Origin of the sequence: Pantoea phyllosphaerae, assembly GCF_051025595.1 — a bacterium.
Taxonomy (GTDB): Bacteria; Pseudomonadota; Gammaproteobacteria; order Enterobacterales; family Enterobacteriaceae; genus Pantoea.
Map to the genome: position 1 here is coordinate 1 of NZ_JBPFDE010000019.1, position 15,057 is coordinate 15,057.

Sequence of the window (15,057 nt, forward strand, 5' to 3'; positions counted from 1 at the left end):
CGGGATGGAGCAGCCTGGTAGCTCGTCGGGCTCATAACCCGAAGGTCGTCGGTTCAAATCCGGCTCCCGCAACCAACATTTAAGCACCTGAAAGGGTGCTTTTTTGTTTTTGTACTCTCTGAAAAGCGGGACGGCCTGCGCCATCCCCTCTCCTCGCCTTAGCGTCGCGCCCCGACGTTGTCGAAGTAAGCCTTTATGCCATGAAAAATCGCTTCCGCCACCTGCTGCTGATAGCGGCTGGTGCGTAGCTTGCGCTCTTCTGCCACGTTGCTGATAAACGCCGTCTCCACCAGTATCGACGGAATATCCGGCGCCTTTAGCACCGCAAAGCCCGCCTGATCGACGGTGCGCTTGTGCAGATGGTTGATGCGCCCCATGCGATGCAGCACCTCTTTACCGAAGTTAAGGCTGTCATGGATGGTCTGGCGCTGCACCATATCGAACATGGTGTGGTCAAGATAGCGATCGCCGCTCTTGCTGACGCCGCCGATAAGATCCGATTCATTCTGCGTTTGCGCCAGGAAACGCGCCGCCGCCGAAGTGGCACCTTTGGTGGAGAGCGCGAACACTGAGGAGCCGCGCGCGCTACGGCTGGTAAAGGCGTCGGCGTGTATCGAAACAAAGAGATCGGCGCGCTGCTTGCGCGCTTTGGCCACCCGCACCCGCAGCGGAATGAATACATCCTCGTTGCGCGTCATATAGGCCTTCATATTCGGCTCTTTGTCGATCAGCGCCTTGAGCCGCCGCCCCATCTTCAGCACGATATCCTTTTCACGCGTTTTATATTTGCCGTGCGCGCCGGGATCTTCGCCGCCGTGCCCGGGATCGATCATCACGATCAGCGGCCGATCGCGCCCCGCCTTGCCGGGCAGCGGCGCGGATGCCGGTTCGCTGCGCCCCAGATCGCCCTGGTTGTAATCCTTGAGCAGCGCCAGCAGCGGATCGTCTTCAGCGGTATCCTGGCTCGGATAAAGATCCACCACCAGCCGGTGTTTGATGCCGGCCACCGGCGCCAGGGTAAAGGTTTTCGGCGCGACGTTGCGCTTCAGCTCCAGCACGATGCGCACGGTACTGGCGTCGAACTGCCCGACCCGTGCGTTTTTGATAAAAGGATCGTTGACGCGCACCAGCTTGTCGACGCCCTTCAGCACCGGATTAAGATGCATATTTTCGATATCGATAACCAGCCGATCCGGATGCGAAAGCGCGAACTGCTTATAGTGAAGCGGCACGCTGGACTCCAGCGTCATACGCGAATAGGTAGAAGATGGCCAGATGCGTACCGCAACGATATGATTTTTTGCCGCCAGCCCTGTGCGGCTGACGCTCAGCAGCAATAATGCGCCGGTTCCCTGCAGGAGCCTTCTGCGGGAAATGAGGGGATTTGATTCTGACATGCCGCTCCAGCTGCTCTGTTCTGTCTAAAAAAGCGCCACTTTAATAAACGGCGCTGAAAACTTTAGCCCATCCCTTTGGCGAAGTCATCCAGGAAAAGCCAAATAATGCAGTCTCTTAGCAGCGAGCGCACCCTAAAAAACGTAAATTTACGTCAGGTTTAACGCTTGCAAATAGCGCCCTAAAAGAATAAAAATACAAAAATTACGAATAATCATTCATTGAGGTTTGCCGTGAAGGAACGTAGTACTGAGCTGGTTCAGGGTTTTCGCCACACCGTTCCCTATATCAACGCCCACCGGGACAAGACCTTTGTCATCATGCTGGGCGGCGAAGCGATCGAGCATGAAAACTTCTCCAGCATCGTTAACGATATCGGCCTGCTGCACAGCCTCGGCATTCGTCTGGTGGTGGTCTATGGCGCGCGTCCGCAGATCGACGCCAGCCTGGCGGCGAACCAGCTCGAGCCGGTTTATCACAAATACACCCGCGTGACCGACGCGCAGTCGCTGGAGCTGGTGAAGCAGGCGGCGGGACGGCTGCAGCTCGACATCACGGCGCGACTTTCAATGAGCCTGAACAACACGCCGCTGCAGGGCGCGCACATCAACGTGGTCAGCGGCAACTTTATTATCGCGCAGCCGCTGGGCGTGGACGACGGCGTCGATTATTGCCACAGCGGGCGCATTCGCCGCATCGACGAAGAGGCGATTCATCGGCAGCTGGATAACGACGCGATTGTGCTGCTCGGCCCGGTGGCGGTCTCCGTGACCGGTGAGAGTTTCAACCTGACGTCGGAAGAGGTCGCCACCCAGCTGGCGATTAAGCTGAAGGCGGAGAAGATGATCGGCTTCTGCTCCGAGCAGGGTGTGACCCGCCGCGACGGCACCATTATCTCCGAACTGTTCCCGAACGACGCGCAGGCGCGCATCGACGAGATGGAGAGCGACGGCGACTACCTTTCCGGCACGGTGCGCTTCCTGCGCGGCGCGGTGAAAGCCTGCCGCAGCGGCGTGCGCCGCAGCCATCTGATTAGCTATCAGGAAGATGGCGCGCTGTTGCAGGAGCTCTTCTCACGCGACGGTATCGGCACGCAGATCGTGATGGAGTCGAGCGAGCAGATCCGCCGCGCCACCATTAACGATATCGGCGGCATCCTGGAGCTTATTCGCCCGCTGGAGCAGCAGGGTATCCTGGTGCGCCGCTCGCGCGAGCAGCTGGAGATGGAGATCGACAAGTTCACCATTATTATTCGCGACAACCTGACCATCGCCTGCGCGGCGCTCTACCCCTTTATGGATGAGAAGATCGGCGAGATGGCCTGCGTGGCGGTGCATCCCGACTACCGCAGCTCGTCGCGCGGCGAGATGCTGCTGCAGCGCGTCGCGCTTCAGGCGCGGCAGATGGGGCTGGAGAAGCTGTTCGTGCTGACGACGCGCAGCATTCACTGGTTTCAGGAGCGCGGCTTTACGCCGGTGGATATCGAGTCGCTGCCGGAGAGTAAAAAGCAGATGTATAACTACCAGCGGCGCTCAAAGGTGCTGATGGCGGACCTGACCTGAGTCAGGCCAGCCGGCTCAACTTTCAGACGGCACCGTCGCTGATGCGCGGGCGGCATGGGCCGTGGAGCAAAGCGTCCTGCGCCAGGGACAAAAACGCCGGGAGCGTTTTTGAACAACGCGGCGCGTTGGCCCGTTAACGGGCGCACCTCAGGGATGAGGTGCGTATTGGCGCAGGCCGAGCGGGCAAGGATGCGCAAGCGACTTTGCGTAACGGCCCATGCCGCCCGCGTTCGCCCCTGATGCGTCCTTTATACCAGACTTAGCCTTTCCACCAGCCCGCTGCGGCGCTGGGTTTGCAGCTGCACCGCGCGCTGAAACACCGCGGGTTCGCTGTAGAGCGTCAGCCGTTTGCGCGCGCGGGTAATAGCGGTGTAGACCAGCTCGCGCGTCAGCACCGGCGAGAACTGAGCTGGCATCACCAGCGCGGTATGCTCAAACTCCGAACCCTGCGACTTATGCACCGTCATCGCCCAGGCGGTATCGTGCGGCGGCAGGCGGCTCGGCTGCACCGCCTTCACCGATCCGTCCGGCAGCGGGAAAAAAACCTTCAGCTGATTTTCCGCATCGCGCAGGGTAATGCCGATATCGCCGTTGAACAGCCCCAGCGCGCTGTCGTTGCGCGTCACCATCACCGGCCGTCCCGCATACCAGCGGCTGCCTATCGCCGGTCGCCGGATGCGCTGTAGCTGCACCAGGCGCTGCTCGATGCGCTGGTTCAGCCCCTGCACGCCAAACGGCCCGTCGCGCAGGGCGCAAAGCAGCTGATAGCGGCTAAAGGCCAGCAGAATCTCCTCCACCGGCGCGCGCGACTGCACTAGCTTCAGGAAAGGCCGGTAGCCTTCCGCCACGGCGTCGAGCATCGCCTGATAGGCCTCGCCGCTCTGTAGCGCCTGGAAATCGATATCCTCAAAGGCGGCGTTAATCACCGACTCAACGGCGCGCGCGTCGCCAAGGTTGACCGCCCGCGCCAGCTGGCCGATGCCCGACGTCGCATCAAAGCGGTAGCTTTTGCGCAGCAGGCAGATGCTGTCGCGCACGTCGGGGGCGCCCGCGTCATCCGCGCCGTCGAGGGCGCACTGGGTCAGCGCCGCAAGCTGCTGCGCGCGCGACAGGCTGTAGCCCGTCTCCGCGCAGCGGCAGATATCGCCCAGCACCGCGCCTGCTTCCACCGACGCCAGCTGATCGCGATCGCCGAGGAAAATCACGCGCGCATGGTCGGGCAGCGCGGCGATCAGCTTCGCCATCATCGGAAGATCAACCATCGAGGCCTCGTCCACCACCAGCACGTCGAGATGAAGCCGGTTGGCGGCGTGATAGCGCAGCCGCTGCGTATCGGGCTGCGCGCCCAGCAGACGGTGCAGCGTGGTCGCTTCGCTGGGAAAACGCGCCCGCTCCTCGTCGCTGACCGACAGCGCCTGCAGCGCCTGGCCGAGCGATTCGGTAAGGCGCGCCGCCGCTTTGCCGGTCGGCGCCGCCAGCTGGATGCGCAGATTGCTGCGGCTGAGGCGGATCAACGCCGCCAGCAGCTTCGCCACGGTGGTGGTTTTGCCGGTGCCGGGGCCGCCGGAAATCACGGCGGTTTTGCGCGTCAGCGCCACGGCGGCGGCGATTTTTTGCCAGTCGTCAGGCCGATCGCCGAACAGCGCGCTCAGCACGCCCTGCGCGGCGGCGATATCCATCTCCGCCATCTCCGCCTGCCGGGTGAAAAAGTGCGCCACCCGACCTTCGCTTTGCCACAGACGATGCAGGTAGAGCCGCTCATGATTGAGCACCAGCGGCGTGGCGATGCCGCCGTCGCTCAGCGCAGGCCAGCCGGCGAGCGCCGTTTTCCAGCATGACGGCGCGCCTGCAGCGCGCCATAGCGCCTGCGCCAGTTCAGGATGACGTCCGGCGAACAGCGTATCGGGCGTCAGGTGCGCCAGCGGCAGGCAGACGTGACCATCGCCCGCTTCGGCGCTGACGCAGGCGGCCGCCAGCAGCCATGCCGGCTGCGAGGCGTCGGCCAGCAGCCGCGCGAACTGAAGATCGAGCGACCGTAGCAGACGTTTCTCTACCGCCTGATCGAGCAATGACACAATTTCCGTCATACTTCCTCCTCTTTCGGGCGACGAAACAGCGCGTCCAGTCCGGCGACGAAGGCGGCCGACGGACGCGCGGTAAAGATGCCGTTTTGCGGCGAACTGCCATCGACACCGCGTAAAAACAGATAAAACACGCCGCCAAAGTGGCGCTGGTAATCATAATCGGGCAGGCGATGCTGCAGATAGCGGTGCAGCGCCAGCGTGTAGAGCTGGTACTGCAAATCGTAGCGGTGATCCACCATCGCCTGCGCCATCGCCTCTGGGGTATAGGCCGCTTCGCTGTCGCCGAGCCAGTTGGATTTGTAGTCCAGCAGATAATATTGACCGTTCCAGCGAAACACCAGGTCGATAAAGCCCTTCAGCATGCCCTGCACCTGGTGGAACTCCAGCTTCGGCGCGCGCGCCGACAGCGCATCGTGCTGGCGCATCAGCGCATCCAGCTCCGACGCGTTCAGCATGCGCTCCAGCGGCAGATAAAAGGCCATCTCCACCAGCCTGTCCTGGTTCTGCAGCGCGCCCAGCGTCAGGCCGTCGCGATTAAGCGGCGTATGCAGCACGCGCGCGATCCAGGCCTCCAGCACCGGCAGCCAGTGCGGCGGATAGCCGTTCTGCTCCAGCGCTGTTTCCAGCAGTGCCCTGTCTGGCGGCCGGGTAAAATCGATCGATTCAAACAGGCCGTGCAGGAAAGTGCCCGGCGCCGCGCCGCGCGGAAAGTGATGCGGCGTCAGGGCGCTCTCCGCCTCGCCGCCCTCTTCGCCCGCCGCGTCGATATCAAAGGTGGGCATCGCCTCCAGCAGCGGCGAACTGCTGTGCTGCTGCAGCCCGGAGTAGCTGGTGACGCGCCAGGCGTCGCGCAGGTCGCGCGTCACCTGACGACTGCTGAGCGCATCGTCGGACTGCGCCTGTTCGCGCCAGTTTTCGCCAGGAATAAGATCGTCGCGCAGCACTTCGGTGTCCGCATCCGCCAGCGTCGCCAGACAGGCGCGCAGGCGATCGGCGTCGCCGCTCTCGCCCTGCTGCACCAGATAGCCCAGCGCGCTCTTGTGCAGGTCGCTGTCGCCCTCTTTTTTGCGCGCGCCCTTAAACAGCGGCGCAATGCCGACGCTACAGTGAAACACCGAGCGCGTTAAGGCGACGTAGAGCAGGCGCAGATCTTCCGCCAGGCGCTCCTGCTCGGCCAGCGTCATGCTCTCTTCGTCGCCCTGCACGTCGAGCAGCGTCGCGAAGCTCTCCCGATCGTGATAGAGCGCGCTGGCCGCCTCGCGAAAGCCGGCGGCGAAAGGCAGCCACACCAGCGGATACTGCAAGCCTTTGGATTTGTGGATAGTGACGATCTGCACCAGGTGGCGATCGCTCTCGAGCCGCAGCTGCTGCTCCGCCGACTGGCTATTGGGCCGGGCGATCTGCTGGGCGAGAAAGCGCACCAGCGCATGCGGGCTGTCGAGGTGGGTCGACGCCTCCTGCAGCAGCTCACCCAGATGCATCAGGTCGGTGAGCCTGCGCTCGCCATTCTCCGAGGCGAGCATATTTTCCGCCAGCTGCCGCTGATTCATGACGTCGCGCAGCATCGGCAACACGCCGCGCTGGTGCCAGAGCTGCTGCCAGCCGGCGAACTGCTCCACCAGCGCATCCCACTCGCGCTCGTTCTGGCTCAGCCTGTCCAGCGAAGCGGCGTCGATAGCGAAGATGGAGGTGGCCAGCGCGCTGCGCAGCAGACGCTCCTGCTCCGGCGCCTGCACCGCCTGCAGCAGCCACAGCAGCTCGCGCGCTTCGGGCGTGGTATAGACGCTGTCGCGGTTAGAGAGGTAGACCGACGGAATCGACAGCCCGTTCAGCGCGTCGCGGATCAGCCCCGCCTCGTTGCGGCTGCGCACCAGCACGGTAATATCGGACGCCTGCACCGGCCGCAGGCTATCGCCTTTGCCCAGCAGCGCCCGGCCCTGCTGTCCGGCGACCAGCCAGCGGCTGATATCGGCGGCGCACTGCTGCGCCATAAACTGCTGATAGTCGCTGACGCCGACCCCGTCGCCGGGCTGCAGCCAGAAGCGCAGCGCCGGCTGCGGCTGCGCATCTTTCACCAGCGCCAGCGGCTGATTCGGCGCGGCGGGATGCACCGGCAGAAACGGAATCGCCTCGAAAAGAAAAGGCGAATCCATACGAGCAAAAAGACGGTTGACGCTCTGCACCATGCCCGGCGACGATCGCCAGTTGGTATCGAGCGTATAGTGCGCGGCGACCTCGCTGCGGGCGCGCAGATAGGTAAAGATATCGGCGCCGCGAAAGGCGTAGATCGCCTGCTTGGGGTCGCCGATCAGCAGCAGCGCCAGCTCGGGCTGATGAAGATAGAGCGTGCGGAAAATACGATACTGCTGCGGATCGGTATCCTGAAATTCGTCAATCAGCGCCACCGGATAGCGGGCGCGGATGGTGTCGGCCAGCAGCGCGCCGCCCGGCTGCTGCAGCGCCTCGTCGAGACGGCTCAGCAGATCGTCGAAGCCAAGTAGCGCGCGCAGGCGCTTCTCTTTACGCACGGCGTCGCGCACTTCCACCAGCGCGCGGGCGATAACCAGATCGCGCAGCGACAGCGGCTCGGCAAGAAACGCCTCTACCGCCTGGAACAGCGGATGCTGCGGCGGCTCCCCTTTTTTGGTCTTCTCCACCAGTACAGGCTGGGCGAAACGCTCCAGCTCTTTCGGGAAGAGATAGTCGGTTGTTTCGCTGTTGGCCCACTGGGTGACTTTCGCTACCCAGAGCGGCAGATATTTGCTGCTGTAGCTGCGCTTATCCACGCCGGACTGGCTGACGATGCCTTCAACTTCGTCACTCACCGCCTGCCACTGGCGCTTCATCTCGCTGATGCGCGCCAGGTTGGCGGCGTGGCGCGTCGCCAGGGTTTCCTCGTCGGTTGGCGGCCGTTTCAGCCGCGGCGATTCGCCCTGCAGCCAGGGCCGCAGCGTCGTCAGCAAACTCTCTGGCCCGTTCCACTCGGCGACGATGGCGCGCGCCACATCCAGCGTCAGCGGATAGCAGTGGCGTCGCCAGAAATCCGCCGTCGCCTGCTTAAACAGCGCCGCCTCATCCTCTATCAGCTCCTGCTCGAACAGCATGCCGGACTCGAAGGCGTTCAGGTTAAGCATGCGCTGGCAGAAGCCGTGAATGGTGAAGATCGCCGCTTCATCCATCTGACGCTCCGCCGCCAGCAGCAGCGCAGCGGCCTGCGCGAGATCGTCAATCTGCTCCAGCAGAAGCGCCAGCATCGGGTTGCCGCTCGCGCCGCGCACGCAGGCCAGGCGCAGCTCGTGAATATTTTCGCGGATGCGCCCGCGCAGCTCAGCGGTGGCGGCCTCGGTAAAGGTCACCACCAGTATCTCTTCCACCGACAGCGGACGGCTGTAGCTGTTTTCGCCGCCTAACCCTAACAGCAGGCGCAGGTAGAGCACGCCGATGGTAAAGGTTTTGCCGGTGCCCGCCGAAGCCTCGATCAGACGCTCACCGCGCAGCGGCAGCGTCAACGGATTCAGCGATTCAGGGTAACTCATTGCGTCTCACTCTTAACCGGTAGCGACTGCTGCAGTTTCGCCACCTCATTCCAGGTTTTCCAGCCGGGCAGTTGGGCAAAAGCCGCTTTATCTGTGCTGTTGCCGGCAATCTGCGACGTCATCGCCATCCCCTCTTTCTGCAGTACGGCGCGATGGAAGAAGTCCGCCAGCGCGTCCGGCGTCAGCTGCTGGATCTGCGCGATAACCTTCTGCCGCGTATCGAAGGCGTAATTCTGGCGATCGAAGTCGCGGCTATAGCGCGACGCCTCTTCGTCAAGGGTCTGCGGCCGCTGCTTCAGCTGATTGATCATCGCCTGCTGATACTGCGCGAAGTCGCTCTGCGGCATGGCGCGCAGCCGCTTCTCCGCCTGCGGGTAGAAAGCCTGGTAGCGCTGCAGCAGATAAGCGGGCTGCTTGCTGTTGCTCTGCAGCAGGAAGCCGATGCCCCACTGACGGCCGATCGGCATCTGGAAAGCGAAAACCGCATAGCCCAGCTGCTCTTCGGTGCGCAGCTGGTTGTAGAACCAGGGCTGCACGATCTGGCTCAGCATCGAACTGTTCGCCATGCCCTGATACTCGTCGTAGCCGAGCGGCACATAGAGCGCCGCCAGCGCCGAATCGGTGCTGCTGCCCGCTTTTTGCAGGTTGGCTTTTACCGGCTTAGCGAAAGAGACGTAGTTGCTGCGCCAGAGCTGCGTGCCCTGCGTCTGCATCTGCTGCTTCAGCTCGCGGCCAAGCTGGGTCACGCTTTCAGCGCTGAGGTTGCCCACCGCCAGCAGTTCAGGCGTCGCATGATGGATCAAATTGTCGCGATACGCCACCACCTCGTCGAGGGCGATCGCCTTCACCAGCGCGCGGCGCGTCTCGCGCTGCGTATAGGGGAGCTGCGACAGCATCTGCATCGGCTGGATCGCCAGCTCGAACGCCTTGCCCTTGTCCGCCGCGTCAAGCTGATCGAGATACCAGGATTTCGCCTGCTCCAGCTGCTGCGGCGTAGGCTGAAAGGTGGCATAGCCTTCCACCAGCTTTTTCAGCAGCGTCGGCAGCCGCTGGGTAAAGCCGCTGGCGCTGAAGACCAGCCCGTCGTTTTCGCTGGTAGAGAAGCTGATACCGCCGACCGACGCCTGCGAGTTAAGCTCATCCAGCGCCAGGCTGGAGAGATAGTCGTTGAGGCCGAACAGCACCTGCTGGCGCGCGTCGCTGATGGCGTGCTGGTTACGCAGCGCCAGCGTCACCGAGGCTTTCGGCTCGCTGGCGTAAAAACGGCTCGGCATCCAGTAGATCGGCATGCCGAAGTCGTTGGGCAGCGCGACCGGATGGCTGTAGCTTTTGCCATCCTGCGGGATCAGGGTGAAATCGTCAGGAATATAGGGATTCAGCGTCGGCATCGAGAGCTGGATCTGGCTGGCGCGCTGACGCCAGTCGGCGAAGGTCTGGTCGCTAATGCGATCGACCTGATAGGGCGCGTTAACGAAGTAGGCCTCTTTGTTGTGCGGCTCCTGCGGGCTGATATACCAGATGCGCGCCTGCTGCGGCGTCATCTCGTCGAGGCGCGCTTTAATGGCAGCGGCGTCATAGTCGTCAGCCAGATAAGGCGCATCCAGCGTATGCTCCACCGGCACGCGCAGCATGGTGTCCGCCAGCCACTCAATGTAATCCATATCGCGCGTCAGCGAGGGATAGCGAAAATCGAGCGCCAGCACGTGCGAAACTTCGTCAAAGTAGCGCTTGTCGATGCCCTGCTCGCGCAGCATGGCGATGTAGCTGAAAATCGCCGCCACCACCTCATCGCGCTGCGCCAGCCCTTTGTCGGTGAGCGAGGCGGTAATGGCGAAGACGCCGCTGCTGCGTTCGCTCATCGGATCGGCACCGGCATTGACGCCGTCAGCCAGCCCACGCTTTTGCAGCCAGTCGGCCAGGGTGTTTTTGCTGCGGTTGCCGATCAGATAGCCGATCAGCGTATCGGTTTTGCTGCGGAAGCGATCGCTGTTATTGGCGATGCGGAACTCGATCTTCAGCTGCTTGCGCGACTGCGCCGGAACGTAGTGGATAATAATGCCCTGCTGCGCCTCGGTCACCACAGGCACGTCGATAGCGGGTACCGTCGCGTTGTGATTGGCGATGCGGCCAAAAGTGTTGGCGGCGATCTGCGCCATCTCCGGCAGCGGTTTATTACTGTAGAGCACCGCCTTCATCAGGTTGGCGGAGTAATGGGTATGGTAGAACGCCGACAGCGCGTCGAGCAGTTTGCTGTCAGGCTTATCCTTCAGCGTGTCGAGGTTGCCGCCGGAAAAGCGCGAGCCGGGGTGGGCCGGATTGAGCGTCTCTGCGCCAACCTGCGCCATACGCAGACCGTCGCGCGAGCGCGCCATCGTCAGCTCTGCGTTGACGGCGTTGCGTTCGCGATCGGCGTTGACCGGATCGAGCAGCGGCGCGGCAATGGCATCCGCCATGCGGTCCACCGCCGGCTCCAGCGCATCGTTTTCCACCTCAAGGTAGAAGGCGGTGCGGTAGGCGGCGGTGCTGGCGTTATGGCTGCCGCCATGCTTTTTCAGGAACTCCGCCAGATTGTCCGGCTGCGGATAGCGCTGCGACCCCATCAGCACCATGTGCTCAAGGAAGTGCGCCAGCCCGAGCTGTCGATCCGGATCGTCCAGCGAGCCGATAGGCAGCGTCAGCGCCGCCAGCGACTTCGGCGCCTGCGCGTCGGAAACCAGCAGCACGGTCAGGCCGTTATCGAGCCGGACGGCCTGATACTGGCGCGGATCGTTTTCGCTTTTGCGAATGGTTTCATTGACCGGCGTCCAGCCCGTCGCGGCTTGCGCCAGCGTGGCGCAGGCCGCCAGGCTCAACATCAGCGCCGCTATCCAGCGAGCGTATCTACGCATGTAAACCCCTTCTGTTACCCTTGAAACTGCGCTGCCAGGCAGGCGCAGCCGAAAATGGTGCAAACTGACAGACCTTGTTATCCGGCGTCGAGGTGTCAGAGCTCGTCGCGCCGCTTGCTATTCATCATCCAGGTGAGCCTGCAACACCGGCAGATACCAGCGCTGCGCAGCTTCGGCAATTTGCGCGATCTGCGCCTCGTTCAATACGCGACAGAGCCGCTGCAGGTAGGGATCGCCGCCCTCGCCTTCCTGCTGATAGCCGCCCGTCCAGGCCTGCAGCAGGCGGTTGCGCGCCTTGACCTGGGTCGCTTCGTCCAGCAGCAGCTGCTGCGTTTTCTTGTCGTAACTCGCCGTCAGCCAGGCGCCACCGCTCTTGTTGAGCAGCATCAGCGGCTGCGACATGCCTTGCTGATAGCCCTGCATATAGCGCGTCAGCATCGCCTCCGCCTCTGGCTGCGCCACCGCCGCAAAGCGCCAGCGGCTCTTTTCTCTGCCCATCATGCGGCTTTCCCCGTCGCCGCCCAGCGCACAGTAGATAAGGTGCTCCAGCCAGAGCAGCAGGCCGTCGTTCATGTTCAGCACCCCAGGACGCCAGCGCAGCAGGCCGTCGCGCTGGACCTGCGTCAGCCAGCCGGTCAGCGTGACGCCGCCGAGCGGCAGCGTGACTTCCCAGCTGTCACCTTCGCTGCGCTGCTCGATGACCGCCGCCGCCACCTCCTGCATCTCCTCCTGCTGCGCCTGCCAGAACAGCTCGCCGAACGCGCCATAAGGCAGGTTGCCCGCCGCGCGATGCAGCGCGTAAAGACGCTGCGTATCTTCGCCCTCCACCAGCGCGTTCAGCAGCTCGGCGTTGATCTGGTAGCGCTCCAGGCTGTCGAGCGCGAAAGGCTCGTTGTCCGACAGCTCCGTCTCTTCCAGCCAGAAAGCGACGCCGAGCCGCTGGTGGAACCAGGCGCGCACCGGATGCCGCCAGAAGCGCAGGAACTGCTCACAGGAGACCGATTCGATCTCCGGCAGCGGCAGCGGCTGCACAAAGTCGGGCTGCGCCTCGCCTTTCCCCTGGGCAGCGGGCAGCCATTCGCGTGCAAAGCTGTGGCAGCGCGACTGCGGATGAAAATTCTCGGCGGCGAACGGCATGCGGCTGTGCAGATGCTGAATATGGTGCTGTACGCGCTGCGCGCTCTCGTCCAACTCCTTCGCCTCGTCGCCAGGCAAGCAGAAGCTCTGGCCGATGTAATCCAGCAGCTCTGTGACCAGCACCGAGGGATAGCGTTCCGTATTATCCTGAATTGCGCGGCCGATATAGCTGATATAGAGCCGATCCTGCGCCGAAAGCAGCGCCTCAAGAAAGAGGTAGCGGTCGTCGTCGCGGCGGCTACGATCGCCTTTGCGCGTCTGATGCTGCATCAGGTCGAAGCCCGGCGCCGGCAGCGTACGGGGATAGACGCCGTCGTTCATGCCAAGCAGGCAGACCACGCGGAAGGGAATCGAGCGCATCGGCATCAGCGTGCAGAAGTTAATCTGACCGGCGAGAAAGCGCTGGCTGATACGCTGCTGGTCGAGACGCGCGCGCAGATCGTCGCGCAGCAGCGTCACCGGAATAGCCGCTTCATAGCGCGCCGCCTGGCCATATTCAATCAGCTGTTTCCACTGCTCTTCAACCAGCAGCAGCGCGGCTTCCGCTTCGGCGTCGCCGTGGAAGAAGTCGTTGATCATTTCCCGACAAAGCGGCAGCCAGCCCTCCAGCGGGCGGGATTCGCTGAGCCGCGCGCGCCAGTGGTTCAGCCGCATCAGCAGCTCCGCCAGGTGGCCGGCCAGCTCGCCGACCAGGCCGCTCGACTCATCGTAGGGCAGAATGCCCTGCCAGTCGCCGTGATGGCTCTCCATTGCATAGCCCAGCAGCATGCGCTCCAGGCCGAAACGCCAGGTGTGCTGGCCGGTGACCGGCAGCGCCAGCGCTTCGGCGCTGTCGTCGTCCAGCCCCCAGCGCACGCCCGACTCATCTACCCAGCGGCGCAGCAGGCGCAGACCGCTCTCATCCACCGAAAAACGGTTCGCCAGCGCCGGCACCTCCAGCAGCGCCAGCACATCTTCCGCCGCAAAGCGGCTGTCCGGCAGCGCCAGCAGGCTGAGAAAGGCGAAGATCGCCGGATGCGCCTGGCTGGCGCGGCGATCGGAAATAGAGAATGGCAGGTAGCGATCGGCGGGCGCATTAGCGAAGACCGCCTGAATAAAAGGCGCATAGCTGTCGATATCAGCCACCATCACGATAACATCGCGCGGTTTGAGGCCAGGATCCGCCTCCATCATCGCCAGCAGATGATCCTGCAGGACCTCCACCTCGCGCTGGGCGCTGTGGCAGATCTGCACGCTAATCGACCGATCGTCAGGATCGAGCAGGCGCTTGCTGCCGCTCCAGGCGAGCTCTTCCGCGTTCAGCCCCAGCACCGCGTTATCCTGCAGATGCAGCAGGTCATGCTGCATGGCGTGCAGCAGGTTGTCTTCCTCGACCTCGACGAAGGCGTCAACGTCATCCGCCTCGTCCATCTGACTCAGCAGGAACAGGTTGTCGCGGCCCAGCTTGCCCCAGGAGGCGAGCAGCGGGTTGCTGAGCTGCTGTTCCCCTTCGGCGTTGAAACGCGCGGGCGCGTCGAGCGGATCGCTGAAAAGATCGCGCGCCTCTTCGCTGTCGAGACGACGGCGCTGGCGGCTCTGCAGCTTCGCCAGGAAGGCGTAGTCCTGAATATCGCCCCAGTAATCGCGGCAGGGATTGGTAAACAGCAGATGAATATCAATATGGCGGCCCAGCGCCTGCAGCGCCTGGAGATAGACCGGCGGCAAGGCGGAGATGCCGCAGATAAAGACGCGCTTCGGCAGGCCAGGCGGCGCATGCTCGGCTCGCTCCAGCGTCTGAATAAAGCGCGCATAGAGACTGGCGCGGTGCCATTTCGGCTGTCCCAGCGCCTCGGTGTAGGCCACCAGATCGCGCCACAGCGCCGACTGCCACAGCTGCGCCTCCCCCAGCCCCTCAACCAGCCCGCCCTGCTCCCAGCGGTTCAGCCAGTCGGCGCGATAGACCAGATACTGGTCGAAGAGATCGGCGACGCGTGAGCAGAGCTGGAACAGCTTGCGCTTGTCGCTGTCGTCATGCAGATAGTGGCGCAGCGAGACAAAGGCCTCCTCGGTCAGTAACGCCGGCAGGCGGTGCATCAGCTTCCAGCTCATGCTGGCTTTGGTAAAGGCGCTTTCGGCAGGAATATCCGGCAGCACGCGCACAAACATATCCCAGATAAAGGAGGCAGGAAGCGGAAAGTCGATATTGGCGGCGATGCCGAAGGTGTGCGCCAGCTCCATCTGCAGCCACTGCGCCATGCCGGGACTCTGCACCAGCACGGTTTCAGCGGCGAAGGGATCGCTAAGGGGGTCATGTTCAATCACCGCTGCCGCGAGAATCTTCAGAACATCGAGCTGGTTTGAGTGATAAACGTGAAACATGCAAACTCCTGTGGTGACACTGTCTGGCGCGGCAAAGCGGCAGACTGGTCACTCTACCGCGTATCGCCGGGGTTGCCCATAGCGCGGGGGCGCTTTT

At 63.1% G+C, this 15,057-nt stretch carries 6 protein-coding genes; 1 reads left to right on the forward strand and 5 read right to left on the reverse strand.

Going from position 1 to position 15,057, the window contains the following annotated elements; translation table 11 throughout:
- Positions 1-158 precede the first annotated feature (158 nt).
- Positions 159-1,397, reverse strand: a complete 1,239-nt coding sequence (gene amiC / locus ACR6A7_RS19160; RefSeq protein ID WP_434126867.1) for an N-acetylmuramoyl-L-alanine amidase AmiC — start codon at positions 1,395-1,397, stop codon at positions 159-161.
- Between the two features lie 231 nt (positions 1,398-1,628).
- Here amiC and argA point away from each other — a divergent pair, with 231 nt between their 5' ends.
- The gene (gene argA / locus ACR6A7_RS19165) at positions 1,629-2,957 is read left to right on the forward strand and encodes an amino-acid N-acetyltransferase (protein ID WP_033752832.1); all 1,329 of its coding nucleotides are present in this window, start codon (positions 1,629-1,631) and stop codon (positions 2,955-2,957) included.
- A 248-nt stretch (positions 2,958-3,205) separates the two neighbouring features.
- Here argA and recD read toward each other — a convergent pair whose 3' ends face one another.
- From recD to recC, 4 genes are all read right to left on the reverse strand, one after another.
- Entirely contained in the window at positions 3,206-5,044 is a 1,839-nt protein-coding gene (gene recD / locus ACR6A7_RS19170; protein ID WP_434126868.1) for an exodeoxyribonuclease V subunit alpha, read from the reverse strand.
- Positions 5,041-8,577 carry an exodeoxyribonuclease V subunit beta gene (gene recB, locus ACR6A7_RS19175; RefSeq protein WP_434126869.1) on the reverse strand — a complete coding sequence of 1,179 codons (3,537 nt, stop codon included), beginning with the start codon at positions 8,575-8,577 and terminating at the stop codon, positions 5,041-5,043. The genes recD and recB overlap by 4 nt, the downstream gene beginning before the upstream one ends.
- Entirely contained in the window at positions 8,574-11,465 is a 2,892-nt protein-coding gene (gene ptrA, locus ACR6A7_RS19180) for a pitrilysin (protein WP_434126870.1), read from the reverse strand. Before ptrA ends, recB begins: the two co-directional genes overlap by 4 nt.
- Positions 11,466-11,582: 117 nt before the next feature.
- Positions 11,583-14,960: an exodeoxyribonuclease V subunit gamma gene (recC, locus tag ACR6A7_RS19185; RefSeq protein ID WP_434126871.1), complete on the reverse strand. Its 3,378-nt coding sequence runs from the start codon at positions 14,958-14,960 to the stop codon at positions 11,583-11,585.
- Positions 14,961-15,057 lie beyond the last annotated feature (97 nt).

Excerpts from the sequence above, each read along its gene's own strand:
- amiC (WP_434126867.1), bottom strand. The coding sequence starts at position 1,397 with ATGTCAGAATCAAATCCCCTCATTTCCCGCAGAAGGCTCCTGCAGGGA.
- recD (WP_434126868.1), bottom strand. The coding sequence starts at position 5,044 with ATGACGGAAATTGTGTCATTGCTCGATCAGGCGGTAGAGAAACGTCTG.
- recB (WP_434126869.1), bottom strand. The coding sequence starts at position 8,577 with ATGAGTTACCCTGAATCGCTGAATCCGTTGACGCTGCCGCTGCGCGGT.
- ptrA (WP_434126870.1), bottom strand. The coding sequence starts at position 11,465 with ATGCGTAGATACGCTCGCTGGATAGCGGCGCTGATGTTGAGCCTGGCG.
- recC (WP_434126871.1), bottom strand. The coding sequence starts at position 14,960 with ATGTTTCACGTTTATCACTCAAACCAGCTCGATGTTCTGAAGATTCTC.